Origin of the sequence: Binatus sp. (SeqCode), assembly GCF_035272065.1 — a bacterium.
In the GTDB taxonomy this organism is placed as follows: domain Bacteria; phylum Desulfobacterota; class Binatia; order Binatales; family Binataceae; genus Binatus.
Window position 1 is genome coordinate 1 of the sequence record NZ_DATEQZ010000037.1, and the last position, 25,359, is coordinate 25,359.

A 25,359-nucleotide genomic window follows, 5' to 3' on the forward strand; every position below is an offset into this window, starting at 1 on the left:
CGTCCGGACTACGCCCTGCGCGCACCAGCTCCACCATTCGGCGCCGGTATTCCGGCGCATACCGTGCATGACTCTTGGGCATCGCGGCTCTCCTCCACTTTCCCCACTCCGCCACTGTCCACGAAACCGGGTCAACTCCACAGCTGGAATTGTTGTCGGATGTCCTCGATAGTGTTTGCGCGGTTTTGACGAAAAATCGTCACGGTCCTATCCAAATAATCCCTAGATAGCGAAACCTGGTCCACTACGAAACTAACCTCGTAGCCGGGTATCCGTGGGCGAAATACATCTCCCAAAAGGATTCCCGTGAGATGTTGAAGACCCCCACGATCAGGTGGGAAGAGACGCTCGTTCAATTTCAGTATGAAGGAGAAACGGTCCCCGAGGTTTTCGATTTTTTCTTCTCTGCGCGCATAGAATTGATCGTCGACCTCCCACCGTTCCTTCCAAAACGGAGGGAACTCACCGAAACTCCCCACCGCGGAGTCTCGGACAACTTGATTGATGATTCCGCTAGCATCATCTGCAGTTAGGGCTGTCGTGGCCTGCGCGGTGATTTTCTTCCCGGATAGGGAGACTCGTATATCGATCATCAAGCGTCTACCTCAGAGAGAATTCAAGTACTGCAACCTCCTGATCGGGCTCAAGGTTCCCATAGATCTTCTGTAAAACGGAGTGGAGATCACCGATCGATTCGAAGCCATCCTTGCGAGCATCCGCATCATTCAAATCACGCAGGTTGCAGTTCCGCACTGTGGTAACCGTTATCGGAATCTCGACGTCTCTTGACCGAAGTATGGCAGGACCGGGGGTGTACGGTCTTCGCTTCAACCGAACCGTAGAAATTTTCCTTCCGGACAGAACGAGCGGAACAAATTCGCCAGAGAGCGGAATTACGGGGATCATCGTCGAACGTCGACTCGAAACCCTAGCACTGCAACTTCGGTGTCAGGTGGGATCGCAAGTATGCGAGCGGCCGTTAGGATGGCATCTTCGCGACTGATCGCTGTCGGTATGACCTCCGAATACGGTATGTTCTCAAAAAATTCCCGCAGGCAAGTTGCCTGTACGACCTGCGAAATAACACCATAGAGCGCCCTGTCGGGACGAGCGTAACCATTCCGCAGTTCCACCGCGCGACCCGTTTTCACGTGCTTCTCGGTGTACTGGCGGCCATACCGGCGGAGTTCCCAAAACTTCCGTCCGCTTTCGAACCAAACGAACGGATCACGCGCCAACGCAACGAACAATCGCTTTTCGGAGGGAAGATCACTCATGTTCCTATACCTCCGCGTAGTAATAGTTCATTTTGGCAGCTCGGCTTCGACTCTTAGACGTCAAGGCATCGACCTTTGTGAATCCGGCTGCACAAAGAAAATCACGCTGTCCGCGATTGTACCGAATATGCTCGAACTGAGGCGCACGGGTCATAACCTCAAGAACTCGCGGAGCCGGGAAGCGAAAGGCTGGTGCGATCCGACAGAGCTCTGTAGTCAGGGCGGTGCCTACTCCCAAACCTTGGAAGCCCTCCTCGACCGCGATTCTGCTGATCCACCCTATTCGAAGCTTGTCCACGATGTTCCGCCGGCTCCAGGTTCGCGGAACCTTTCGCCCTAATATTCTCTCGGCAGCAATCTGTCGGCCTTTCGGATTGCCATGCCACAAAGTCTCTAGCACCGCACAGCCAATCAGTTTAACAGATGAGCGGTCTTGATTCTTGCCTGTGGATAGGGAGCCTTTTCTGCGGGTCCCGCAACAAAGTATAAGCCCTCCTCGCGGAGGTTTCAGATAGTGAACTCGCGCGATCAGATCGTGGGCCGCCTCACGATCTTCATCGCAGTTAACGAGCCAGAGCTCGAGGTTGGTCCTTGTCGCTCCAGGCAAGGACAGCTGGGCCATGCGCCGGTAAGCCGGGAAAATTCGCGTCTCTATGTTGCCAAGTCGTCGAGACCGCGGGACCGCCACGATCTCTCTGATTTGCCCCCCAGATGATTGGGCGACAAATCGGAATTCACGACGATTGATTCCGGAGCCGAAGTGAAGCGCCAACGGCTGGTCAAGATGACCCCCCGAATCGCCGCCGTCGAACGTAATCAAACGACCCCGCATCGACAGGCATTCTATCTCACGCCGTATCACCGATGCTCTGCTTGGAATTCTTCCCTCGCCGCTCTCGCCGAGATCCCCCAGGTGCAAAAAATGAAGATTCTTATCGGAAGCAAAAATACCGAATTTCGTTCGAAGCACCAACTATTGACGTGCATCTGAGTCTCCGAGGACTTCTGCGGAATCATCGCTTGTTCGCCTGTCGCGTCGTGTCGAACTTGACAAAAGCGGACAGAACGCGGACAATCCGGGCATTTGCCTATGTCTGAGAACCGAAAAGTGCTTGACTTATTTGGTGGAGCTGACGCGGATCGAACGCGCGACCTCCTGAATGCCATTCAGGCGCTCTCCCAAACTGAGCTACAGCCCCACCGTCGGCGAGATTTTTCAGCTAACCGGATACCGCCCGTGGAGTCAACCGACCGGCTCCAAGCGTCATCGGAAAGCCGGTATCATTACGACGTTCAGGCGAAACCGTAAAGCGCGGCGACGTTGTCCGAGGTCATCAGGCGGCGCTCGTCGTCGGGGACGCCTTCGAAGTCGCGCGCGATTACCGCCAGTGAGTTCGGCCAGGTAGAGTCCGAATGCGGGAAGTCCGATCCCCACATCAGGTTCTTGACGCCGATAAAGTGCCGCGTCACCACGCCGACGCGGTCGTCCTGGAGAGTTGCCGCTACTTGGCGCCGAAAATAGTAGCTCGGCGGATTCGCGATCGTCTCCTTTTCGAGGTAGCGATATTTCTCAAATGAATGGTCGAGGCGCTGGAGAAAATGCGGTATCCATCCGATGTCGTTTTCGACCGATACGAGCTTGAGATTGGGGAAGCGTTCGAGCACGCCGGCGAAAATAATTTCGGTGAGCGATCGCTCGACCGAATGATGCAGCGCGGGGTAGCCTTTCATCACGCTTTGAAAATCGCTGCCGCCGCGACGCTCAGTCAGGATATGCAGGCTGAGCGGAGTGCCGAGATCGTGCGCCACCGCCCAGAATGGATCGTACGACGGGTCGCTGTAAGGACGCTCGGCCGGCGCCGCGCCCCAGATCATCGCGCCGCGCAAGCCTTTTTTCGCGGCCCGACGGAGCTCCTCGACTCCTTCGAGCGGATCGTCGAGCGAAACCATCGCGACTCCCGCCAGGCGCCGCGGGCTGTGCGTGCAGTAATCGGCCAGCCAATCGTTGTACGCCCGAAAGCACGCCGCGCGCAGTTCGCCGTCCTCCATTTGAAACAGCCGCATCCCAAGGCTCGGATAGAGCACCTCGCCCGAGACGCCGTCGCGCTCCTGGTCTTTGATTCGTAGGTTGGGATCCCACGCGCTGGGGCGGACGCCGGGGTAACCGCCCGCCATCTTTTCGGCAAAGTCCTTCGGATCGACGCCAGCGACGGCAAATCCCGCGACCGGAAACGGGCGGAGTCCTTCGGCGACGAAGAAGTCGCCTTCGCGGCTGCCGGCGTGCTTGATGACGCGCGGCGCGCGCTCGAGAAAGCGCTTGTCGATTCGCGAGGTCCACACATCGGCGGGTTCGATCACGTGCGAATCGGCGGACAGGATTTTCTGCGCGTCCATCGCGGGGTCCTCCTAGCATGTATCGGAAGCCTGATCGCCGTTTAGCGCCAGCGACGGATCGGCGTCAAGCGCGCGTCATTCCCGGGCGCGATCGAGCAGCTCGCGAGCCGCGCGGCGGAATTTGTCGGATACTTCGCCGCCGAGCATGCGCGCGATCTCCTCGGCGCGATCGCCGGGTTCCAGAACCGCCACGCGGCTGCGCGTCGAGCCGCGCCGCTCTTCTTTTTCGACGGTGAGATGACGGTCGGCGAACGCCGCGATCTGCGCCAGATGCGTGACGCATAGAATCTGATGAAAGCGCGAGAGCTGTTTCATTTTGCGGCCAACCACTTGGGCAACTGCGCCGCCGATGCCAGCGTCCACTTCGTCGAAAATCATCGTGGCAATGCCGCGGCGCTGCGCCTCGAGGCGCTTGAGCGCGAGCATCACGCGCGATAGCTCCCCGCCCGAAGCGATTCTCAGCAGCGGCATCGCTGGCTGGCCGACATTCGGCGACAGATGAAACTCAACTGTGTCGATTCCGAACGGACCGAGCGCGGCGCTGTTGTGCACGAAGCCGGCTTCGTCCTCACCGAGCGTGCCGAGCCGGGGCTCGAAGCCCGGCGAGCGCATCCCGAGCGTCTTCAATTCGGCTTCCATCTTTCGGCCGAGTTCGGCGGCGGCGCGATGGCGAATCGACGACAGTTCATTTGCGTGCGCGGCAAGTTCGTCGAGTGCAGCCGTCATCGCGGCCTCGACCTGCGCTTTCGACTCACCGATTCCTTCGAGCTCGCCAATTTCGGCGCGTGATCGCTCCAACGTTTCGATAGCAGTGTCGATCGACCCGCCGTATTTGCGTTTGAGCCGCGTCAGCTCCTGAAGGCGGTTGTCGATTTCCTCGAGACGCGCGGGGTCCGCCTCTATTTTGGACGCATACGCGCCGAGCGTGCGCGCGGCTTCCTCGAGGTTCGCGCGGGCCGAGCGGATCATCTCGAGTGCGTCGCCGAGTTTCGGATCGAGCGCAGCCGCGTCGATCAGTCGCGCCTCAGCTTCCGCAACCGTGTCGGCCGCGGCGCCGTCGGCGCCGTAAAGCGCTTGCTCGGTTTCGAGCGCGGCGGCGGCGAGCTTGCTCGCGTTGGAAAGCACGGTCCGTTCGCGCGACAGTTCTTCGTCCTCCCCGGCGACGAGGTCGGCGCGCTCGAGTTCGGTCGCGCGGAACCTTGCGAGCTCCAGCAAATCGGCGCGTTCGCGTTCGCGGCGGTTCAGTTCCTGAAGGCGGGATTGGATTTCTTCCGCGCGCGCATAGCGGTCGCGATAGGATGCGAGTTCGTCGTCGAGGTTCGCGTAACGATCGAGAATCTCGCGGTGGCTCTCGGCACGGAGCAGCGAATGCTGCTCGTGCTGTCCATAGACCTGGACCAGAGACGCGCCGATTCTGCCGAGGCTTTGCACGGTGGCGAGTTCGCCGTCGATCGTCACGCGCGAGCGTCCACCGCCCTCGGCAATCACTCTGCGCACGGCCAACTGCCGGCGGCCGCCATCGCTCTTGCGCAAGGCCAGATCAGGCATGGCGGCCTCACCCTCCAGCTCGAAAAGTCCCTCGACGACCGCTTCTTTCTCGCCGATGCGAATCATATCGGGCGCCGCGCGCGAGCCGAGCAGCAATCCGAGCGCGCTCAGGATAATCGTTTTGCCGGCGCCGGTTTCGCCGGACAGCACGTTGAGGCCGGCGCCGAACTCGAGACTGGCTTCCTCGATTATCGCGAAGTTGCGTATGTGCAGTTCGAGCAGCATCCGGGACGCGCGCGGCTATCCCCAGTGGAGCTTGTCGCGCCAGATTTCGAAATACGGATGAGCGGAGCGGATCAGCGAGACGAAGTGGCGCGCGCGATGGATTCTGATTATATCGGCCGGCCCCAGTTGCGCCGACTCCTGGCCGTCGACGGTGAACGTTGTGTCGTGATCGGGCGCCTTGACGTGAATCTCAATCTGGTAGGTATCGGGCAGCACCACGGGACGGTTGCTCAGAGTATGCGGACAGATTGGCGCGAGCACGATCGCGTTGAGAGTTGGATAGACAATCGGCCCGCCGGCGGCGAGCGCGTATGCCGTCGAGCCGGTGGGCGTTGCGACGATCAATCCGTCGGCGCGATACGAGCAGAAGGCCATGCGGTTGGCGAACACGTCGAGCTGGAGCATCCGGCCGAGCGGGCCTTTGCCGACGACCACGTCGTTGAATGCTTGAAAGGTCTGGGCCATCTCCTCTGACGCGCGTTCGACAATTGCCTCGAGCATTATGCGCCGATCGACTTCGTAGTCGCCGTTGAGCACGCGACCCAGCGCGGCTCGCGCCTCCTTTATTGTCACTTCGGTCAGGAAGCCGAGTCCGCCGAGATTGACGCCCAGGATCGGAATGCCCTCCGACGCGACCAGCCGCGCGACGCCGAGCAGCGTGCCGTCGCCACCGAGCACGACGATCAGGTCGGCACGGTCGGCGAGGTGATGCCTTTCGACGGCCTCCGCGCCGATCTTTTTTGCGGTCTCCGAGTCAGCGATCGGAGTCTTGTGCTTGCCGCGGAGAAAGCGCGTGAGGATTCGCGCGATTTTGATCGCTTCGGGCCGCTCGCGCTTGACGACCAGGCCGACCGTCTTTATGGACCGCTTCGTCACCGCCATCAGGCGCTCATCATGCCCTGAAATCCGCGGCGACGCGAAGGCATTCGTTGTGCCTTGTGGGTTTCACTGGGAGATTGGAGGAATCTTATACGCGGTCCCGGCCGCCGCGGGATTTTCCTTGCCGTACACGATTGCAACCGAATTTATGTAGTAGCCAGTGGCGCTTTCGGTAGTCTGCGACTTGCTCGTGAGTATGACGATCGCATCCGCGCCGGTTTCGCAGGCCTTGCGCTGCACTGCCGGCAGCACGTCGGCCTCGCTCGCATAGACGTTTCCCAATGCCTCCACGATTGCGACCTTGCGAAAATCTGTCAGCGGCTCGTGCCGCAACACCGGCATGTTGCAATCGGGCGGCTTGGCGGCGCGGCCAGACGGCTCCACTTCCGAAAGCGTGACTTGCGGCGGCAGCGAAACGACTTTCGCGCATCCCGCCGCGGCAATCGTCAGCAATATAATGATCGCGATTCGCACGAGTAATGAAGTATCCACCGATCGGCGTCGTGGGCAAGAGCGATTGCGCGAGTCGCCGCGCTCGCTTTGGGCGGTCTTTAGTATAAAATTCGCGATGCGCTCGCTGCCACAGCGGCCGGCGCGTAAAGGCGGCATCTCCCGATGGCAAACACCGGCAAATCCAGTCGTCCGATCCTTGGGGCGCATATGTCGATCGCCGGCGGAGTCGGCGAAGCGCTGATCCGCGGCAAGCAGGTCGGCTGCGAATGCATCCAGATTTTCACCAAGTCGTCGCGACAGTGGGCGTCGAAGCCGTACAGTAAAGAGGAAATCGAGAAGTTCAAACACAATCAAGTCGAAACCGGCATCGCGACCGTGATCGCGCACGATTCCTACCTGGTAAATCTCGGCGCACCGGACGAAGCTCTGCGGACCAAGTCGGTCAAGGGGTTTATCGATGAGCTGAATCGATGCGAGGCGCTCGGCGTGCCCACTCTCGTCGCGCATCCGGGAGCGCACGTTGGCTCGGGCATTGAGAATGGAATCAAGACGATCGCGAAATCGATCAACGAGGCGCACGCCGCATGCAAAGGCTTCAACGTGAAGATCGCGCTCGAGATCACCGCCGGCCAGGGCAGCACGCTCGGCCACACATTCGAGCAGATGGCACAAATCTTCGACGCCGTCGTCGAGAACGAGCGGCTGCGGCTCTGCTTCGACACCGAGCACGCATTCGCCGCCGGCTACGACATTCGCACGCCGGAAGGATACGAGAATACCTTCAGCGAACTCGACAAGTTCATCGGGATAAAAAAACTTGCCGCATTCCATCTCAACGACTCGATCAAGGACTTCCATTCGCGCGTCGATCGCCATCAGCATATCGGAAAAGGATTTATCGGGCTCGACGCGTTCCGCCGCATCCTCAACGACCAGCGATTTTTCGGCTTGCCGATGTGCCTCGAGACGCCCAAGGGTCCCGAGATGAAAGAGGACATCGAGAACCTCGCGACATTACGCAGTCTATTCAAGAACTGACTATTCGACGGATGATCAAACGAATACTCACTGGAGACCGTCCCACCGGGCCGCTGCATCTCGGTCACTATGTAGGATCCCTGCAGAACCGCGTACGCCTGCAGGAAGAATACGATACCTACTTGCTAATCGCGGACATCCAGGCGCTGACCGACAATTTCGAGCATCCCGAGAAACTAGAAGCGAATATCTTCGAGGTCGCGCTCGACTACCTCGCCGTCGGCCTAGATCCGAACAAAGTGAAATTCGTCGTGCAGTCGATGGTCCCGGAGCTGACCGAGCTGACGATCTATTTCATGAACCTGGTCACGACCGCGACGCTCGAGCGCAATCCGACTCTCAAGGACGAAATCAAGCAGAAGAACTTCAGCAAAGGATTGCCGGTCGGCTTCTACACGTACCCGATTTCGCAAGCTTCGGATATTACGATCTTCAAGGCGCATCTGGTGCCGGTCGGCGAGGATCAGCTACCGATGATCGAGCAGGCGCGCGAGATCGTGCGGCGCTTCAATCGTATGTACGACAAAGTCCTTATCGAGCCGAAGGCCCTCGTCGGCGAAGTGGCGCGATTGCCGGGGACTGACGGTGGCGCAAAGATGTCGAAGTCGCTCGGCAATTGCATCTACCTTGGCGACCCGCCCGACGTCGTGCGCAAGCGCGTCATGTCCATGTACACCGATCCGACGCGGCTCCATCCGACGGACCCGGGCCACGTCGAAGGCAATCCGGTTTTCACCTATCACGACGTGTTCAATCCGGATAGGGCGGAGGTCGAAGAGCTGAAGGAGCGCTACCGGATGGGCACGGTCGGCGACGTCGAGGTCAAGGAGAAGCTGTTCAAGGCGCTGAGCGTTTTCCTGGAGCCGATTCGCGAGCGCCGCATGCACTTCGCGTCGAAGCCCGAGCACGTCCGCGAGATCATCGTCGAGGGCACCCGCAAAGGGCGCGCCGTCGCGCAGGCTACGATGGCCGAAGTGCGCACCGCGATGAAGATCAGCTACAAATTCTGATCTTGTTCAGTACGATTTCGCGAAATACGCGCGCTCGGTTGCCGATTCCCCGCATACCAGGCATTTGCCCGCGACGCCGTCATTGGTGAGTGGAATCGCGCGGCAGGTTGCTTTCGTCTCTTCGCGGATTCGCGTCTCGCACGCAGGATTCCCGCACCAATAGATGTGAGCAAATCCGCCGCCGCCTTCGCCTTCCATATGCTGGCGAAACGCCGCGTAGTCGTCGAACCTCCGCGTATTCGCGACCATCGCGGCCTTAGCCTGTGCGTAGAGATTCTTCTGAATCTCGCCGAGCAGCGCACCTACCGTGTCCGCGATTGTTGCGAGCGACGCCTTGGTCTTCGACTCCGGTCCCGACTTGTCGCGGCGCGCGAGCACCGCTTCACCCGACGCAACGTCGCGCGGACCGATCTCGATTCGTACCGGCACGCCGCGCATCTCCCAATCGTTGAACTTGAACCCCGGCGTCATCCCTTCGCGCTCGTCGATGCGCGCGCGGATGCCCGCCTGCGTCAACGCTTCCAACGCGGCACGCGCCGCCGCGAGCACGGTCGCGCCCTCCTCGGGTTTGCGAAATATCGGCACCACGACGGCTTGTGTCGATGCAACCGTCGGCGGCAGCCGCAATCCCTGGTCGTCGCCGTGCGCCATCACGATCGCGCCGAGCAGCCGCGTCGATACGCCCCAACTCGTCTGCCACACGAACTGCATCTGGTTTTGATCGTCGAGGTAGCGGATCTCGAACGGCTTGGCAAAATTCTGTCCGAGAAAATGCGAGGTGCCGCATTGCAGCGCGCGCCCGTCACCCATCAAGCCTTCGATCGAATACGTCTCGACGGCGCCGGGAAATCGCTCGGCCGCGCTCTTGCGTCCGACAATCAGCGGAATCGCTAGGAACTCCTCGACGAACTGCCGATAGACTTCAAGCATCCCAAGCGTTTCAGTTTGCGCTTCCTCGGCCGTGGCGTGCGCCGTGTGGCCCTCCTGCCAGAGGAACTCCGAGGTGCGCAGGAACAATCGCGTCCGCATTTCCCATCGGACGACGTTGCACCATTGATTCACCATCATCGGCAGGTCGCGATGCGACCTGATCCACTGCGCGAACATGTGGTTGATGATCGTCTCGGACGTCGGCCGCACGATCAGCGGCTCTTCGAGCTCCTTGCCGCCTCCGTGCGTGACGACCGCAAGCTCGGGCGCGAAACCCTCGACGTGTTGCGCTTCCTTTTGCAGGAAGCTCTGCGGGATGAACAGCGGGAAGTACGCGTTGCGCGCGCCGGTCTTCTTGATGCGGCGGTCGAGCTCGTCGCGCAGCGCCTCCCAAATCGCAAAACCGTCAGGCCGAAACACGATGCATCCGCGCACCGGCGAGTAGTCGGCCAACTCGGCGCGCAGGCAGATGTCGTTGTACCACGCGGCGAAATCCTCGCTGCGCGGCGTCACCTTCTTGTCGTTCTGCTTTGGTTGCTTTTCCGCCATTCGTGTTGCGTGACGACTTTGATTATCGTCAATTGGTACAGTCTCCGGATTAAATCGCCCCGAATCAACTTAGTCCGGAGCGCGCCCGAGGTGAAAGTCATGATGCTGAGACTCCGAGCAGCCGCCATCAGCCTTGCGATTATCCTGCCAGCTTTCGCTGCCGCGGCGTCGGCGCAAAGCGATGCGAACAATTTCGCCGTGCGCACGATCGAAGTTAACGGAAGCGGCGAGACCCGCACGTCGCCTGACACCGCGGACCTGGATGTCGCGATCGATACTCAAGCGAAAACCGCAGAGGAAGCCGCCAGCAGCAACGCCGCGCTCGCCACAAAGGTAATCGACGCGCTCAAGTCCATGCTCGGTGACAAGGGCAGGATTACCACTGGCGGCTATTCGCTGAATCCCGAGTACGACCAGCGCCCGAGCGAGAAGCCGAGGATCATCGGCTACGCAGCTCAGAACTCGGTCACGGTGCATACCGGCGCCCTGGAGCTCGTTGGCGCGCTGATCGATTCCGCGATTACGGCCGGCGCAAATCGCATCAACTCGCTCGACTTCACCGTCAAGGACGACACCAAGGCGCGCACCGAGGCGATCGAGATCGCGACTCGCGACGCTCGCGCACAGGCCGACGCGCTCGCGTCCGCGCTGGGCGTGAAGCTAGGCAAGGTGCTGAAAGGGACGACGGTATCGGAAGCGCGGCCGATTCCCGTGCGGATGGGAAGGGCGATGGCGATGTCGGCCAACGTGGCGACGCCGGTCGAACCGGGCGAGGTAAAGGTGCCGGCGACGGTTTCTCTAACCTTCGAGATTGAGTAGGTTTGCTTTGCGCCTTTGACCGAGCGCGCACTTGAGCCCGCGATGCTGAAGCCTGGTGATCCCGCTCCACCGTTCGATCTCGAATGCGCCCTTGACGGGCGTATCGCACGCTCGAGTCTCGCGAAAATTTCCTCCGAACTGGTTCTCATCTTTTTCTATCCGCGCGACTTTTCGTTTATCTGTCCCACCGAAGTTACCGGCTTCAACAAAGCGCTGAAGGACTTCACGGCCGAGGAGACGGCCATCGTGGGCGTGAGCATCGACAACGTGGATAGCCATCTGCGGTGGGCGCGCGAGCTCGGCGGCATCGCCTACCCGCTGCTCGCCGACCCCGACGGCAGTCTCGCGCGCGCCTACGGCGTTTTCGACGACAATGAAAAAGTCGCGTTGCGCGCGACATTTATCCTTGATCGCAAGCGCAAGGTCGCGTTCTCCTCATCATGTCCGCTGAACGTCGGACGCAGCGTAGTTGAGACTCTTCGAATCGTGCGCGCGCTCCGCGCCGGCCGACTCTGCCCCGCCGATTGGAAACCGGGCGTCGAGTTCGGTCCAACTGACCGCGACTTCTAGGGCGAGCTTGGCCTCAGTCGATCCCGCGGAAAAAAGGCGGCTCTTCGAGCGGCTCTCGAGCGTCCGCGAAATTGTGTTCGGCGTACAAGACGGCGTGCTGACGACCGCCGGTGTGCTATGCGGACTGAGCGGCGCCGTCTCGCAGCATTCGCAGGTCGCGCTTGCCGCCCTGGCCTCGACGGCTGCAGGCGCGCTCTCGATGGCCGCAGGAGCCTACTTGGGCGCGCGCGCGGAAACCGAGGTGCTGCACGCCGAGCTCAAGGTCGTTCGCACGGACGCTGCCTCAAGGCCGTACACCGTTCAGGAAGGGCTGCTCGATGAGCTGTGCAAGGAGGGCCTCAGTCGCGAGGCCGCTTATCGCGTCGTCAAGATGCTGAGCACTTCCCCCAAGGCTCTCGCCTCGACCGCCGAGGCGAAGATGTTCGGCCTCGGCGGTGCGATGCTCGGTAATCCGGCGTTGGACGGCGTCGTGATGGGAATAGCATTCCTCGTCGGCGCGCTGGTCCCGCTATTGCCGTACATGCTGATTACGGTTCCGCGCTACGACCTTGGCGGCGCGCTCGCCGCAACCGCACTGACCTTGTTCGGTGTCGGATACTTCGAAGGATGGCTCGCGCATCGGGTCGATCGCTGGCGATCGGGTATGCGCTTTTTAGCAATCGCGATGAGCGCTGCAGCCGCCGGCTACATGATCGGACTCGCGATCTCGCCACTCGGTGCAACTGCAGGCTAACCTTGTTCGCGTGAAAATTCCTGCGTACTCATCGCTAGCCGCCTTTCTCGCGCACTATCGCGCACTAAAATCAGACGCTGCTCGCGGCGCTGACGACGAGCATCTACTCGCTGAAATGTCTGCGGCGATCGCGACGCTAGCGACGGAGACTCGCGCCGCACTCGATTCCGCCGAAGACAGCGCCAGCTCTCGACGCCATCGCGAGCGCGCCGAGCTCCAGCTTCGCCGCGAGCTTGCCGCGCGCGGGATTCTCGCGGGCTGAACGATGCTCGCTTACCTCGCACGGCGAATCGTTTTTGGTGCCGCGGTCCTGGTTGGAACTTCGATCATAACGTTCGCGATAGCGTTCGTCGTTCCCGCTGATCCGGCGATCGCGATGGCCGGGGCGAAAGCCGACCCGCAAACTCTCGCCTCGATCCGTACCGAGTTGGGCCTCAACCTGCCGCTCTACGTCCAGTACGCGCGCTACCTCGACCGCGCGATTCACGGCGACCTCGGCCGCTCGTATATCCGGCGCGAGAACGTGACGACACTTATCGCCGATCGCTTTCCCGCGACTGCCGTGCTGGCCGGCGCCGCGATGGCGCTGTCGTTGATTCTCGGAATCGCGATGGGCGCGATCGCTGCCGCCTATCGCGGCCGTGCCACCGACAACTTGCTCCTGGTCATCTCGCTGGCTCTCGTGTCGATCCCGGTCTTCTGGCTCGGCACGATGCTTCTAATCACGGTCGCCGCCACCGTTCGCTCGTTTCCACTTGGCGGCTATAGCGGCGCGACCAGCTTGATCCTGCCGACACTGACCCTAGCTCTCGGCTCGGCCGGCTACTATTCGCGCGTCCTTCATACCAGCCTGTGCGACGCGTTCGATCAGGACTACGTGCGCACCGCGCGCGGCAAGGGTCTCTCGCCCGTACGCGTGATGCTCAAGCACGCGATGGCAAACGCGTTGCTGCCGCTCGTCACGCTGGCCGGCCTCGATCTAGCGGGCCTGCTTTCAGGCGTCGTCCTGACCGAGACGGTCTTCAATTGGCCGGGAATCGGGCGGCTCGCCGCCGATGCGATCTTCAATCTCGACATCCCGGTGATCATGGGCACCGTTCTCTTCTCCGCGTTCCTGATTGTCGTCGTCAATCTGCTCGTTGACCTGCTTTACGCGTGGCTCGATCCGCGCATTCGGCTGGCGGAGACCGGATGAATATCCGCCGCTTCGTCACGCTCGAAACCGTCGGCGCTGCGATGGTCACCGTGCTCGTGATGGTCGCGGTCTTCGCACCGATGCTCGCGCCGCACGATCCCACGATCGTCGTCGCGCCGACCTTCGGCGATCCCGGCGCGCCCTCGCTCAAATTTCCGATGGGCACCGACGAACTCGGCCGCGACGTCCTCTCGCGCATCATTTTTGGCGCCCGAATTTCGCTCACCGTCGGCGTCGCCGCGATGGCTGTCACCATGACGATCGGCATCGCCATCGGCCTGTGCTCGGGATTCTTCGGCGGCGCCGTCGATTTTATCCTGATGCGTTTCACGGACCTGATGCTGTCGCTGCCGCCGCTGCTGCTCGCGATGGCTCTGGTAGCGGTACTGGGACCGAGTCTGCGCACGATCTTCATCGTAATCGGCCTCGTTTCATGGACCTCGATCGCGCGCGTGGTGCGCGCGGAAACGCTGACGATGACCCGCCGCGATTTCGTGGTAGGCGCCGAGGCGCTGGGCGCGCCGTCACGCCGATTGATCGCCCTGCATATCCTGCCGAACGTCTTGCCGATCATCATCGTAATGGCAGCTCTGCGAACGTCCGACACCTTACTGCTCGACGCGGCGCTCAGCTTCCTCGGCCTCGGCGTGCCGCCGCCGACGCCGAGTTGGGGCCGCATGATCGAAGAGGCGACGATTTATTTCCGCACCGCGCCGTGGCTCGCGACCTTTCCCGGTCTCGCGATCTTTTACGCGGTGCTCAGCTTCAATCTTTTCGGCTACGGATTTCTGCGCAGGCGCTCGCAATGACGCGTCGAAGAATCGTGCCGGCTCTCATCGCTATCGCATTATCCGCGGGATGTGGCGGCGGCCCACCTCCGCTCAACTTACCGCCGCACGCGATGGTCCTCCGGCTCGCGGATGCTGACGATATCCCTACCTTGGATCCGGCCGCCGGATACGACACTGTCTCCTGGACCTTCGAGCAGGCAATTTTCGACACCCTCGTGCGCTACGGCGACGGCAACATCGAGCTCGAACCCGATATCGCAACCGCGTGGGAAAGTTCACCCGACGCGACGACTTTCACATTTCACATGCGCGCCGACGCCCGCTTTTCCGACGGACGAACCGTCACCAGCGGCGACTTCCGCTATGGAATCGAACGTGTGCTGAATCCCGCCACGCGCTCGCGCGGGATGGAGTACTACCGCGGTATAGTGGGCGCGGCCGACTTCGCCGCGCATCGCGCCGCGCATGTGAGTGGAATCGAGACGCCTGACAATTCGACAATCATCTTCCATCTGAGCGCACCCGATCCGATATTCGGGCACAAGCTCGCGATGCCGTTTGCGTCGGCCATCCCGCGCGACGTCGCGGAGAAATGGGGCGACGACTTCTCGCGCCACGTCGTCGGCAGCGGCGCGTTCATGCTGCGTGATTGGATTGGCGGGCAGCGAATTGTACTTGTGAAAAATCCCTACTACTTCGCCAAACCGTTGCCGCATCTCGACGCGATCGTCGAGTCGGTCGGCGTCAACCAGGAATTGCAATGGCTCCGCTTCGACGCAGGGCAAATCGACGCGGTGGTCGATATTCCGCCGGCCGAGTGCCCCTACGTTATGAAAACTCCCGCGCTGCAGAATTTGACCCTGGCGAAAACTACGGTCACGACCCGCTACCTCGGCATGAACTGCCAGATGTGGCCGTTCACCGACGTTCGCGTGCGCCGCGCGCTGAGTTACGCGATCGACCGCCACAAGCTGATCGCAATATTGAACGGACGCGGCGTCGTCGCGCGCGGCGTCATGCCGCCGAACCTCCCCGGCTACGATCCTGACCTCAAGGGCTACGATTACGACCCCGCGAAGGCGCGCGCGCTGCTCGAGGAAGCTCATCTCGCGCACGGCTTCGATTTTGAAATCTGGATGCGCGCCGATCAGACCCTCCTGATGCTCGCGCAATCGATACAGCAGGACCTCGCGCCGCTCGGCATCCACGCGAAGCTGAAACCGGTCGCCTGGGGCCCGTTCCTCGAAGCGATTCGCCAGCCGCATACGGTGCAGGCGTTCATGCAGGGATGGGAGGCCGACTTTCCCGATCCCGAAAATTTCCTCGGCGCACTGCTATCCCATGCGCAGTGGGGCTCCAACAACGATAGCTTCTATTCCAACCCCGATGTCGAACACCTTCTTAATGAAGCCGAGCCGGTAGCCGACATGAAAAAGCGCTACGCTTTGTACGATCAAGCCGAGAAAATCGTGGTAACCGACGCGCCTTGGGTTTTCCTCTATTACCCGGTGACTTACATAATCCGCCAGCCGTGGGTGCACGACTACATGATCAACCCGATGCGCCCAACCCGCTTCGAACACGTGTGGCTGTCTCCGCACCCGGAGTAGCCACAAGCTTTAAGCGGTTGCGGAACTGCTCGCAGGCTCCGCGCGGAGCGCGGTCAACTCGCGGCTGGCGCGCGGCAGGAATATCAGTCCGATTAGCGCGTTGCACAGCATGAAGGTGAGTTGTGCCGCCAGACTGTAGGCGACGATCTTTGCAGGTGATGCGTTGCTCGAGAAAAACAGCAGCCACGCCGCTTGGCTGGTGCCGAGATGGGCCACCGAGATCGGCAGCGCGGCGGCCAGGAACACCAGCGGCAGAAACAGCATCAGCTTCACGAACGGGATCGCAATTCCGTAAAGCGCGAGCGCGTAATATTGCGCGACGACCGACGCGAGAAACGTCGGCGCCTTGATCGCCAGCACCACCAGGTAATCGAGCGGGCGCGCCTGGATGAACGTCGCGAGCAAAGCGCCCGCCCTCCCGTTCTCGACCCAGTTCCGAATCCGCGCGCTGCGCCGCGCAATCGCGAAGAAGATCATGATTCCCGCCAGTAGTGCCCATGCCGCGATGTACACGACGCGAAGAACCGCTACCAGCTTTACCTGCGCGTCGCCAACCGGGGTGTAAAACATCACGCCCAGCGTCGAGAACAGAAACAGCTGGTAGATCTCGAGCAGCGCGATGAACAGCACCGAGCTGAGCGCGCTCAGGAAGCTGACTCCGGCCTTGCGATGCAGGTAATACGCGACGCCGCCCTGCGCGAGGCTGGTGTTAATCAGCGCCAGCACGTACATGCTTGCGCGAATCGGCAGGATATCGCGATAGTGCATCCGCGCGTTGAAGTGCCGTACGACCCAGGTCAGACACGCCGAATCGAGTGCGCAGTAGAACAGCGAGTACGGCATGAACACCGCCAGGAACTCGAGCACGGGCACCTGCGACAGCGCCTGCTCGACTTTGCGAATCGGGATGCGCCAGAAGATCAGGGCGAAGATCGCGACGGTGCCGATATAAGGAATCGCCTTGCGCCAGAGCGGTGTCGCGCGAGCCGCGGGAAGGTCGTCGCGTGCCGCATCACTCGAACTTGGAATCGTCCCTGCCGTCATGCGTCGCTCATCCTGACCGCAGCGGTGCCTATCAGCACCTGTTCGCCGCGCTGATTTGCGACGTGAATCTGCAGCTCGGCGCGATTCGCATTCGGATTGATCGAAACGATTTTCGCGTGCGAGGTCAAAGTATCGCCGAACAGCACCGGCCTGGTGAGCGATACTTCGATACGTCCGCCGCGAACGAAGCGCAAACGGAAGTTGTCCGCGAGGAATTGCGCGATTATCGCGATGGTCTGCTCGCCGCCGGCGATCGGCGCAACGAATCCCGCCTTGCGCGCCGCGTCCTTATCGTCGTGGATTCCGCGGGGCGGGCGGCGCCGCGGCGGCTGCTCGATACCGTCGTGGTAGGCTTTCGCCGCATCCGCATCGAGGATGTACGGCGCCGAAACCAGCTCCGCGCCGATTCGAATCTCACCGGCCGCCGCGTTCATCGCATCTCTCCTTTGTCGTTCAGCAGCACTGACGTAATCGCCTGGCGCACCAGCAGTTGGTCCGTCACCGCGTCGCGCGATTCGTATTCGAGAGTGAAATAAAACTTGCCGCGCTTGCGATACGTCGCGGTAATTTTGCCCTCGGTCTTGACCGCTTGCCCGACGCGCATCGGCTCGTGGAACTCGCACCAGTGCTTCGCATGGACTCCCCCCTTGCCGCCTTTCAGATGAGTGGCGATAAGGAGCGCGTAATCCTGCAAGCGCATCGTGGGCGATACAAGCGCCTCGGGGTTGCGGTCATCAACGATGAATTCGGGACTCCTGGCTTTGACCGCATCCGAGAACGCGCGCGCCCGCTCCGGCGTGACGACATAATGAATCGGCCCGAGGCGCATCCCCTCGTGGAGGTTCTCAGGGCACATCGCGAGTCTGGTGTCTTCGCTCATATTACCAATTGAACAACCTTAGCAGGCGTGCAAGATTCGGCGAACCGCGTTTCAGTCTTATGCCAAATCCCAGAGTCCCATACGCGCGCAAGGCGCGGATGCATCTTAGCAAGGCCGACCCGATCCTCGCACGGATTATCGCTGAGGTCGGTCCGCTTGGAATCCAGCCGCGGCGCGAGCGCTTTCAGGCGCTGGCGCGGGCGATTATTTTCCAGCAGCTTGCGGGAGCCGCTGCCAATGCGATTTACGGCCGTTTCGTCGGTCTGTTTCCAGGCGTGGAATTTCCGTCGCCGGAACAGGTGCTGGCCAAAACCGACGCCGAGCTACGCGCAGTAGGCCTCTCTGAAAAAAAGGCACTCTACATAAAGGACCTCGCCGCGCACATTCGCGACCGCAAGCTCGACTTCCATCGATTCGATCGAATGACCGACGACGAGATCGTCGCGCACCTCACGCAAGTGAAAGGAATCGGCAAATGGACGGCTGAAATTTTCCTGATGTTCAACCTGGGCCGCCCCGACGTGATGCCAGCTGACGATCTCGGCGTCCAGAACGCGGTCAAGCGCCACTACCGGATGCGCCAGCGCCCCGATCGCAAGCGCCTACTCAAGCACGCCGAGCGCTGGCGCCCGTACCGAACCGCCGCCGCATGGTACCTATGGCGCAGCCTCGACATAGTGCTGCCCGACGGCGGCGCAAAGCCGCCAGCGAAGAAGCTCGCAAAGCGCAAGAAGCGGTAACATTCGTCCGCGAGTATGTATGGTCACCTGTCCGGTAGCTTTGAGGATTTGGGCAGGGCTGGGTTCATGTGGTCCCATGGTTGAGCACTCGCGGTGTAGATGTCTCGAGTGGGACGAAAGGCGCTCGGCTCGTCCAGGCTGCCGGCTCGAATCGTGACGATGTCAGGGCTGATGCCGGGCAAGCCGAACAGAGGTGATCCGCAGTCGGCGCAGAACGCTCGCCTGGTCGTATGCCCGCTGTCGGCCGTGAGTTCGAAGTACTTCGGGCTCCCTTGGGTTACCCTGAAGGTTGCACTGCGAACCGCAAGGACCGGCGCATAGGCGCTCCCGGTCTCACGTTGACAATCCCGACAGTGACAATTCATTGAGAAGAGTGGTTCCCCTTCAGCGCTGTACCGAATGGCGCCGCAGGCGCAACCGCCAAAAAACGGAGTGGACATTTCAGTCTCCTCTGCTGCAGTGTTAGCTGGTCAGCATTGGGTTTGGTTTTGGGAAGCCCAGGTTTGTCAGAGATTCGTCGAGAGCGCGGGTATCGCCGGATGAGGCGGGCTCGTGCTCGGCTAGCGCGTCGACGCGGCGGCGCATTTCTTTTAGTTCGGTGTAGAGATTGCCTGACAGGCGGGCGATCAGTACGAAGCAAATCCACGGGACTGCTACTAGGCCCACAATTGTAATCGCGATCATGGTGCGGGACTGCGATTCGGCGCTGTTCGCGACCGCGATCAGAGCGGCGTCGTCGAGGCTCATCAGGTCCGCTACCGTGCCTTGCAGATCGCGGAGCCGCGGCTCGAGGCTGTCGTCGCTCGGCGACGCCGTGCGCAGAGCGTCGAACAGCGGGCGAGCGTCGTTGGCGATTTTCTCGATGCGCTCGGCTTGCTCGCGGCTGCCGATATGCTGCCGCGCGATTTCGATTTCAGAAATGAATCCACGCTGCTGATCCTTCACGATTTGCGACCCGTCGGGCTGCCCGCGCCCCCAATCCATCTTGTACAGCGCATTTTCCATCCCCTCGGCCGCGCGCGCCGCCGCATACTCGTTCTCGTAAATTTCCCACGGCATAGTGCCGAAGTAGTGAAAGGCGCCCACGATCACGGCGGATGCGAGCAACAGAATCGCCGGCGCGATCGCGGCCATGAAACGGAGCTTGGTAACGATAGTCAGGTTGTTCATGCGGTTTTTTTCCTGTCGTTGTCCCAAAGGATGCCCGCGACGGACGCGAAAACGCAACGCCCGATGTGACCTCCGCGCCGCCGTATGCAATAATGCGCGCGATGAACTTTGCCGATCGCCTTGCACATGCGTTACGTCTCAAGGACAGCGTCGTGGTGCTCGGTATCGATCCCCAGCTCGATACGCCCGGCGCCCCGGGAATTCCACACGGTTACACGCTGGCGCGCTTCTGCTGCGAAATCGTTGAGTCATGTGCGCGTTCCGCGATCGCCGTCAAGCCGCAGCTTGCGTTTTACGAAGCGCGCGGGCTCGACGGGATGCGCGCGTTTTGCGAGGTCGTCAAGACCGCTCGGCGGCTTGGCTTGATCACGATCGCCGATGCGAAGCGCGGCGATATCGGTACGACGTCGGCAGCGTACGCGGAGGCGTTTCTCGGCGACGGCGACTTCAATTGCGACGCCGTTACCGTCAACCCTTACCAGGGCAGCGACGCGCTGATGCCGTTTCTCGCGAAGGTGAAAAACGGCCGCGGCGTGTTCGTGCTCGTCAAGACCTCGAATCCCTCATCGGGAGAATTTCAGGATCGCAACGCACCCAATCGACCGATCTGGGAGTCGGTGGCGGAGCGCGTCAACGGATGGGGCAGCGAACATGTCGGCACGAGCGGACTCAGCTCGGTCGGCGCAGTGGTCGGCGCGACGTATCCGGTGCAGGCGCGGCGCGCGCGCGAACTGATGCCGGCGGCAACGATCCTCGTTCCGGGATACGACACGCAAGGCGGGACGGCGGCGGACGCGGTCGCGTCGGCGCGCGCGGACGGCACCGGGTTCATCGTCAATGCGAGCCGCAGCCTGATGTACGCGTACCAGAAAAAAGACGGCGCTCAGCCGGTCGAGGCGGCGGCAGAGTACGCCGAGGCGATGCGCTTGGACTTGAACGCCGCGCTCGCCACACGCAGTACCGAAGGCATTGCGCGCACCGCGTAGCGGAAATAATCGTAGTGAAACTCGCCCTGGGTTTCAGGCTTCCCTGGGCAGGGGTGACCCCTGCTCCCAGTGTCAGGAAAAAGATGCGGGATCGCGCCTTACGCGCGCATCAGCTCGGCTTCGTCGGCGGCGATGGTGGCATAGACTTCGCGATCGATCTTGCGATAGCGCTCGAGCGACTTCTCGGCCTGCTCTTCGTTACCCTGCGCCCTGGCGATCTCGTGCATCTCTTTTTCGATCCACGACAGATGCCACGACTCGTCCTTGGTGACCGACTTCAGGACTTCCATCGTCTCCGCGTCGACGTTGGGCAGCGCCATGTGCGCGTTGTAGCGGCTCTGGGCGCGCTCTTCAACCACGACCGTCAATGCGAGCAGGTCGATGATAGTTTTGGGCACGCCGGTGCGAAGGCCGAGCCGGCGCTGGTAGCCGTCGTCGATCAGGATGGGCGCGCCGCCGAGATCCGAGATTCGCTTGGTCCAGAGAAAAGCGTGGCGCGTTTCATCCGCCAGATGAGCGGTCATCTTGAGCTGCGCTTCGCCGTCCTTCATGTGGCTCAGGAGATTAAAGAGTAAACGCGCGCCTCTCAGTTCGGCGTCGCGATAAAAGCTGAAGACGAGAATCTGCTTCTCGGCCGTGGACATTCCAGTGAAATCCATCGTTCCCAGTGATGTAGCGCTCAATACCAATCCTCCGTCAGCCGTCAAAGACCCGGCCAATGTGTAATAATAACAGATAAGACGGTTGCGCGTAACTTATGCGATCCCGATCGAAGGGTCAAGAAAATTGGCCGCCGCCGCTGCACAGGGAATGCGCGGTCTTGACGCTCGGGTTGCGAATCATCGGCTTTGAGAACAACTTAGTTTATATGCCATCACCGGATGTTTACTGGCTCGCATTGAGACGAGCGCGCGGAGTTGGTCCGCGAACGTGCAAGCTGCTGATCAAGAAGTTCGGCACGCCCGAGAAAATATTCCAGCTCAGTTCCGACGAGATCGCGGCGGCCGGGGTGCCGCGCAACACGGCGCGCAGTATCGCCGAGTTTCGCGATTTCGAACCGCTTGAGAAAGAACTGTGCGAGCTGCCGAACATCGGCGCGCGCCTTATCAAATGGACCGACCCCGACTATCCACCAAATTTGCGCCAGATCGCGGACCCGCCGCCGTTCCTGTTCGTGCGCGGGACGGCCCAGCTGAGCGACCCAACCTGCATCGCAATCGTAGGCGCGCGCGCGGCGAGTGACATCGGGCGGCGGATGGCGCAGAGGCTCGGGCTCGAGCTGGCGGCCAAGGGCTTCACCGTCGTGAGCGGGCTGGCGCGTGGAATCGACGGCGAGGCGCATCAGGGCGCCCTCGACGCGCACGGCAAAACGATTGCCGTAATGGGATGCGGCGTCGACGTGATCTATCCTGCAGAGCATCGCAAGCTGGCCGAAGAGATCCTTGCGAACGGCGGCGCCCTCATCAGCGAGCTTCCGATTGGAACGCAGCCGTTGGCGGAGAACTTCCCGACCCGCAACCGCATCCTGTCGGGGCTGTGCCTGGGCGTCGTAATCGTCGAGGCGGCCGAAAAGAGCGGCTCGCTGATCACGGCGCGGATGGCACTCGAGCAGGATCGCCAGGTGTTCGCCGTCCCGGGCAGCCCACTCAGCGGCAAGACGCGCGGCAGCAATCGCCTGCTCAAGGAGGGCGCGAAGCTGGTCGAATGCGTCGAGGACGTGATAGAGGAACTGGCACCTCAGATGGCGCGGCCGCAGGGGGCGCCGAGACAACTGGAGGTCCCCGCAAAGCCGACTAACACCGATGCCAGAGATGAGACCGTCACGTCGTCCGAGTCGGTCGAAGGCGCCAAGACTCTCGAAATGGTCGCGGATAGTGCTACGACAATCTTGAATAATCTAAAAGATTCTGAAAGACTCCACGTTGACTCGATCATCGAGTCTTCCGGGCTAAATGCCCAAACCGTGCTTAGGTTACTGCTGGAACTGGAACTCGATCGCGTCACCCAGCATCCGGGCAAGCTTTTCTCGCTCGCATAGTTCTGGCAGGGTGTAAGCCCTGAAGCGTCGCGCGATTTGCACTGGCGCGAAACCTGCGCGGCTGGGTACGGAAGCTGGAGGCACCCAAATCGGTGGCAAAAAATCTCGTAATTGTCGAATCGCCAGCCAAGGCGAAAACGATAAAGCGCTACCTCGGTAGCGATTACCAAGTCATGCCCTCGGTTGGCCACGTGGTGGACCTGCCCAAGAGCAAGCTGGGGGTCGATATCGAGCACAATTTCGCTCCCGACTACGTCGTAATCAAGGGCAAAGAGAAAGTAATCGGCGAGATCAAGACAGCCGCCAAGGGCAAGGACAACATCTACCTCGCCAGCGACCCCGACCGCGAGGGCGAGGCGATCGCATGGCATATCGCCGAGCATCTCGGCAAGACCAAGTCCAACGTCAGCCGCGTGCTGCTGCATGAGATAACGTCCGCCGCCGTGAAAGAGGCGGTCGCCAATCCCTCGAAACTCGATCGCCATCTGTTCGACGCGTACCAGGCGCGCCGCGTACTCGACCGGCTGGTGGGCTACAAGCTGAGCCCGCTGCTGTGGGACAAGGTCAAGCGCGGGATCAGCGCCGGGCGCGTGCAGTCGGTGGCGCTCAGGATAATCGTCGACCGCGAGCGCGAGCGCGAGGCATTCCGCGCCGAGGAATACTGGACCCTCGACGCCCGCCTGTCAGGCAAGAATCCTCCCCCGTTCAAGGCGCGGCTCTACAACTACAAAGACGACCGCATCGACAACAAAGCCTACAAGCTGCCCGAGGCGCGGGCGCGTGAGATCATCGCGGCCGTCGAGGCTGCTCCGTTCAAGGTCAAAAGCGTCGAGCGCAAGGAAGTCCGCCGCAGTCCTGCGCCCCCGTTCATCACTTCGCGGCTCCAGCAGGAGGCATCGCGCAAGCTGTACTATCAGCCGCGGCGCACGATGCAGATCGCGCAGAAGCTGTACGAGGGTGTCGAGCTTGGCGAGGAAGGCGCGGTCGGCCTTATCACTTATATGCGCACCGATTCGCCGCGCGTGTCTGACCAGGCGCTCGAGTCCGTCCGCAACCATATCGGCGCGCGCTACGGCAAGGAGTACATCCCCGACCAGCCGAACTTTTATAAATCCGGTAAGCAGTCGCAGGGCGCACACGAGGCGATTCGTCCGACCGCCGTCGAGCGCGACCCCGAGTCGATCGCGCGCTACCTCGACAAGGACGCGCTCGCGCTCTACACGCTGATTTACAACCGCTTCGTCTCGAGCCAGATGACGCCGGCGGTGTACGACCGCACGACCGTGGACATCGAATCGGCCGAGGCGATTTTCCGCGCGACCGGCCAGGTGATGAAGTTCGACGGCTTCATGCGCGTGTATATCGAGGGCCAGGACGAGACCCCCGCCGATGACGAAGAGGGCACGCTGCCGCTGCTCAACGAAGGCGAGACGCTGACACTGCTCGGGCTGGACCCGGAGCAGCATTTCACGCAGCCTCCCCCGCGCTACACTCAGGCCACTCTAATCAAGGAACTCGAAGAGCAGGGAATTGGGCGGCCCTCGACGTACGCCGCGATCATGACGAGCATCCTGCGGGTCGAGTATGTCGAAGAAGACGAGAGCAAGCGGATGCGGCCGACATCGCTCGGGCGCGTCGTCAACGACATGCTGGTCAAGGCGTTTCCCGACATTTTGGAATCAAGTTTCACCGCGCAGTTCGAGGAGGACCTCGACAAGGTTGAAGAAGGCACCGAGAACTGGGTTAAGACGATGAAGCGCTTTTACGGGCCGTTTGCGAAGGACCTTGCCGACGCGAAGAAGAAGATGCCCGAGGTCAAGCGCAAGGGTCTGCCCACCGGGCTCAAATGCGAGCTCGACGGCGGTGACATGGTGATCAAGTGGGGGCGCAACGGGGAGTTTCTCGCCTGCTCGAACTACCCCAAATGCACCAACACGGGAGAGCTCGCGCGCGACGAGCAGGGCAACATCACGATGAAGGCGCCGTCGGCGCCTGTGCCCAGCGACGAAGTTTGCGAGAAATGCGGCAAGCCGATGGTCAGGCGGCGCTCACGCTTCGGTGAATTCCTGGGATGCTCGGGATATCCGGACTGCGACGGAATCAAACGCCTGCAATCGGACCCGGTGAAGACCGGAGTCGCATGCCCGGAATGCAAAGAGGGCGAAATCCTCGAGCGTCGCAGCCGCCGCGGAAAAATTTTCTTCGGATGCGGCCGCTACCCCAAGTGCAAGTTTGCGGCATGGAACAAAGTCGTCCTGCAGCCATGCCCGTCATGCGGTGCGAACTACATGGTCGAGAAGGACTTGAAGCGCACCGGCATCACCTGGCAATGCGCCAACAAGGAATGCGGCTACAAGGCTCCCGCTCCTCTCATTGAGCAAGCCGCACCGGCGCCGGCCTCGACGACGCCCGCCGCGTAGCGGGTTCGTTTCACTGTTTACCGTGTCGTATTCGCGCAGAACCGTTGATCGCGTCGTTCA

General features: G+C 61.4%; 26 protein-coding genes and 1 tRNA gene. 13 read left to right on the forward strand and 14 right to left on the reverse strand.

Features of this window, described 5'->3' with window-relative positions; all coding sequences use genetic code 11:
* Positions 1–600: 600 nt before the first annotated feature.
* The 7 genes from VJX68_RS19300 to VJX68_RS06415 form a co-directional block, all read right to left on the reverse strand.
* A complete protein-coding gene (locus tag VJX68_RS19300; protein WP_414643459.1) occupies positions 601–906 on the reverse strand; it encodes an ASCH domain-containing protein in 306 nt (101 codons plus the stop codon).
* A gap of 375 nt (positions 907–1,281) precedes the next feature.
* A complete protein-coding gene (locus VJX68_RS19305; protein ID WP_414643460.1) occupies positions 1,282–2,109 on the reverse strand; it encodes a GNAT family N-acetyltransferase in 828 nt (275 codons plus the stop codon).
* Positions 2,110–2,399: 290 nt separating this feature from the next.
* Positions 2,400–2,476, reverse strand: a tRNA-Ala gene (locus VJX68_RS06395).
* A 94-nt stretch (positions 2,477–2,570) separates the two neighbouring features.
* Positions 2,571–3,671: an amidohydrolase family protein gene (locus VJX68_RS06400; protein ID WP_324094836.1), complete on the reverse strand. Its 1,101-nt coding sequence runs from the start codon at positions 3,669–3,671 to the stop codon at positions 2,571–2,573.
* Between the two features lie 75 nt (positions 3,672–3,746).
* Positions 3,747–5,444: a DNA repair protein RecN gene (gene recN / locus VJX68_RS06405; protein ID WP_324094837.1), complete on the reverse strand. Its 1,698-nt coding sequence runs from the start codon at positions 5,442–5,444 to the stop codon at positions 3,747–3,749.
* A 15-nt stretch (positions 5,445–5,459) separates the two neighbouring features.
* Positions 5,460–6,326, reverse strand: a complete 867-nt coding sequence (locus VJX68_RS06410) for an NAD(+)/NADH kinase (protein ID WP_324094838.1) — start codon at positions 6,324–6,326, stop codon at positions 5,460–5,462.
* 63 nt (positions 6,327–6,389) lie between these two features.
* The gene (locus VJX68_RS06415; protein WP_324094839.1) at positions 6,390–6,815 is read right to left on the reverse strand and encodes a hypothetical protein; all 426 of its coding nucleotides are present in this window, start codon (positions 6,813–6,815) and stop codon (positions 6,390–6,392) included.
* A 123-nt stretch (positions 6,816–6,938) separates the two neighbouring features.
* Here VJX68_RS06415 and VJX68_RS06420 point away from each other — a divergent pair, with 123 nt between their 5' ends.
* Together VJX68_RS06420 and trpS are read left to right on the forward strand one after the other, a co-directional pair.
* Entirely contained in the window at positions 6,939–7,814 is an 876-nt protein-coding gene (locus tag VJX68_RS06420) for a deoxyribonuclease IV (protein ID WP_324094840.1), read from the forward strand.
* A gap of 11 nt (positions 7,815–7,825) precedes the next feature.
* The gene (trpS, locus tag VJX68_RS06425) at positions 7,826–8,824 is read left to right on the forward strand and encodes a tryptophan--tRNA ligase (RefSeq protein WP_324094841.1); all 999 of its coding nucleotides are present in this window, start codon (positions 7,826–7,828) and stop codon (positions 8,822–8,824) included.
* A 6-nt stretch (positions 8,825–8,830) separates the two neighbouring features.
* Here the strand turns inward: trpS and proS are convergent, their stop codons facing one another.
* On the reverse strand, positions 8,831–10,303 hold the full coding sequence (gene proS, locus VJX68_RS06430) for a proline--tRNA ligase (RefSeq protein ID WP_324094842.1): 1,473 nt from the start codon (positions 10,301–10,303) through the stop codon (positions 8,831–8,833).
* Between the two features lie 99 nt (positions 10,304–10,402).
* Here proS and VJX68_RS06435 point away from each other — a divergent pair, with 99 nt between their 5' ends.
* Genes VJX68_RS06435 through VJX68_RS06465 form a run of 7 tightly spaced genes read left to right on the forward strand, consistent with a single transcriptional unit; the run spans position 10,403 to position 16,021 of the window.
* Complete coding sequence (locus VJX68_RS06435; RefSeq protein WP_324094843.1) at positions 10,403–11,122, forward strand: SIMPL domain-containing protein; 720 nt, start codon at positions 10,403–10,405, stop codon at positions 11,120–11,122.
* A gap of 42 nt (positions 11,123–11,164) precedes the next feature.
* On the forward strand, positions 11,165–11,692 hold the full coding sequence (locus VJX68_RS06440; protein ID WP_324094844.1) for a redoxin domain-containing protein: 528 nt from the start codon (positions 11,165–11,167) through the stop codon (positions 11,690–11,692).
* Positions 11,693–11,699: 7 nt separating this feature from the next.
* Positions 11,700–12,425 (forward strand): VIT1/CCC1 transporter family protein, encoded by a 726-nt coding sequence (locus VJX68_RS06445; protein ID WP_324094845.1) that lies wholly within the window; start codon positions 11,700–11,702, stop codon positions 12,423–12,425.
* Between the two features lie 10 nt (positions 12,426–12,435).
* A complete protein-coding gene (locus VJX68_RS06450) occupies positions 12,436–12,687 on the forward strand; it encodes a hypothetical protein (RefSeq protein ID WP_324094846.1) in 252 nt (83 codons plus the stop codon).
* A 3-nt stretch (positions 12,688–12,690) separates the two neighbouring features.
* Positions 12,691–13,620 carry an ABC transporter permease gene (locus VJX68_RS06455; RefSeq protein WP_324094847.1) on the forward strand — a complete coding sequence of 310 codons (930 nt, stop codon included), beginning with the start codon at positions 12,691–12,693 and terminating at the stop codon, positions 13,618–13,620.
* Complete coding sequence (locus VJX68_RS06460; RefSeq protein ID WP_324094848.1) at positions 13,617–14,429, forward strand: ABC transporter permease; 813 nt, start codon at positions 13,617–13,619, stop codon at positions 14,427–14,429. Before VJX68_RS06455 ends, VJX68_RS06460 begins: the two co-directional genes overlap by 4 nt.
* Positions 14,426–16,021: an ABC transporter substrate-binding protein gene (locus VJX68_RS06465; protein ID WP_324094849.1), complete on the forward strand. Its 1,596-nt coding sequence runs from the start codon at positions 14,426–14,428 to the stop codon at positions 16,019–16,021. Before VJX68_RS06460 ends, VJX68_RS06465 begins: the two co-directional genes overlap by 4 nt.
* Before the next feature lie 9 nt (positions 16,022–16,030).
* Here the strand turns inward: VJX68_RS06465 and VJX68_RS06470 are convergent, their stop codons facing one another.
* From VJX68_RS06470 to VJX68_RS06480, 3 genes are read right to left on the reverse strand one after another with little or no spacing between them, the layout of a single operon-like run.
* Positions 16,031–17,065, reverse strand: a complete 1,035-nt coding sequence (locus VJX68_RS06470) for a lysylphosphatidylglycerol synthase domain-containing protein (protein ID WP_324094850.1) — start codon at positions 17,063–17,065, stop codon at positions 16,031–16,033.
* A complete protein-coding gene (locus VJX68_RS06475; protein WP_324094851.1) occupies positions 17,062–17,499 on the reverse strand; it encodes a MaoC family dehydratase in 438 nt (145 codons plus the stop codon). Before VJX68_RS06475 ends, VJX68_RS06470 begins: the two co-directional genes overlap by 4 nt.
* Positions 17,496–17,945: an FAS1-like dehydratase domain-containing protein gene (locus VJX68_RS06480; protein ID WP_324094852.1), complete on the reverse strand. Its 450-nt coding sequence runs from the start codon at positions 17,943–17,945 to the stop codon at positions 17,496–17,498. The genes VJX68_RS06475 and VJX68_RS06480 overlap by 4 nt, the downstream gene beginning before the upstream one ends.
* A 59-nt stretch (positions 17,946–18,004) precedes the next feature.
* On the opposite strand from VJX68_RS06480, the gene VJX68_RS06485 reads away from it, so the two are divergent.
* Entirely contained in the window at positions 18,005–18,685 is a 681-nt protein-coding gene (locus VJX68_RS06485; RefSeq protein ID WP_324094853.1) for a DNA-3-methyladenine glycosylase family protein, read from the forward strand.
* A 23-nt stretch (positions 18,686–18,708) separates the two neighbouring features.
* Here the strand turns inward: VJX68_RS06485 and VJX68_RS19100 are convergent, their stop codons facing one another.
* Together VJX68_RS19100 and VJX68_RS06495 are read right to left on the reverse strand one after the other, a co-directional pair.
* Entirely contained in the window at positions 18,709–19,125 is a 417-nt protein-coding gene (locus VJX68_RS19100) for a GFA family protein (protein ID WP_349255889.1), read from the reverse strand.
* A 22-nt stretch (positions 19,126–19,147) separates the two neighbouring features.
* Positions 19,148–19,855 (reverse strand): hypothetical protein, encoded by a 708-nt coding sequence (locus VJX68_RS06495; protein WP_324094855.1) that lies wholly within the window; start codon positions 19,853–19,855, stop codon positions 19,148–19,150.
* Positions 19,856–19,956: 101 nt separating this feature from the next.
* On the opposite strand from VJX68_RS06495, the gene pyrF reads away from it, so the two are divergent.
* Positions 19,957–20,841 (forward strand): orotidine-5'-phosphate decarboxylase, encoded by an 885-nt coding sequence (gene pyrF, locus VJX68_RS06500; protein ID WP_324094856.1) that lies wholly within the window; start codon positions 19,957–19,959, stop codon positions 20,839–20,841.
* A gap of 98 nt (positions 20,842–20,939) precedes the next feature.
* Here the strand turns inward: pyrF and VJX68_RS06505 are convergent, their stop codons facing one another.
* Positions 20,940–21,524 carry a ferritin-like domain-containing protein gene (locus VJX68_RS06505; protein ID WP_324094857.1) on the reverse strand — a complete coding sequence of 195 codons (585 nt, stop codon included), beginning with the start codon at positions 21,522–21,524 and terminating at the stop codon, positions 20,940–20,942.
* Between the two features lie 185 nt (positions 21,525–21,709).
* Here VJX68_RS06505 and dprA point away from each other — a divergent pair, with 185 nt between their 5' ends.
* Both dprA and topA read left to right on the forward strand, forming a co-directional pair.
* Positions 21,710–22,879, forward strand: coding sequence for a DNA-processing protein DprA (gene dprA, locus VJX68_RS06510; RefSeq protein ID WP_324094858.1), 1,170 nt, complete (start codon positions 21,710–21,712; stop codon positions 22,877–22,879).
* A 92-nt stretch (positions 22,880–22,971) separates the two neighbouring features.
* A complete protein-coding gene (gene topA / locus VJX68_RS06515) occupies positions 22,972–25,299 on the forward strand; it encodes a type I DNA topoisomerase (RefSeq protein WP_324094859.1) in 2,328 nt (775 codons plus the stop codon).
* Positions 25,300–25,359: the final 60 nt, after the last annotated feature.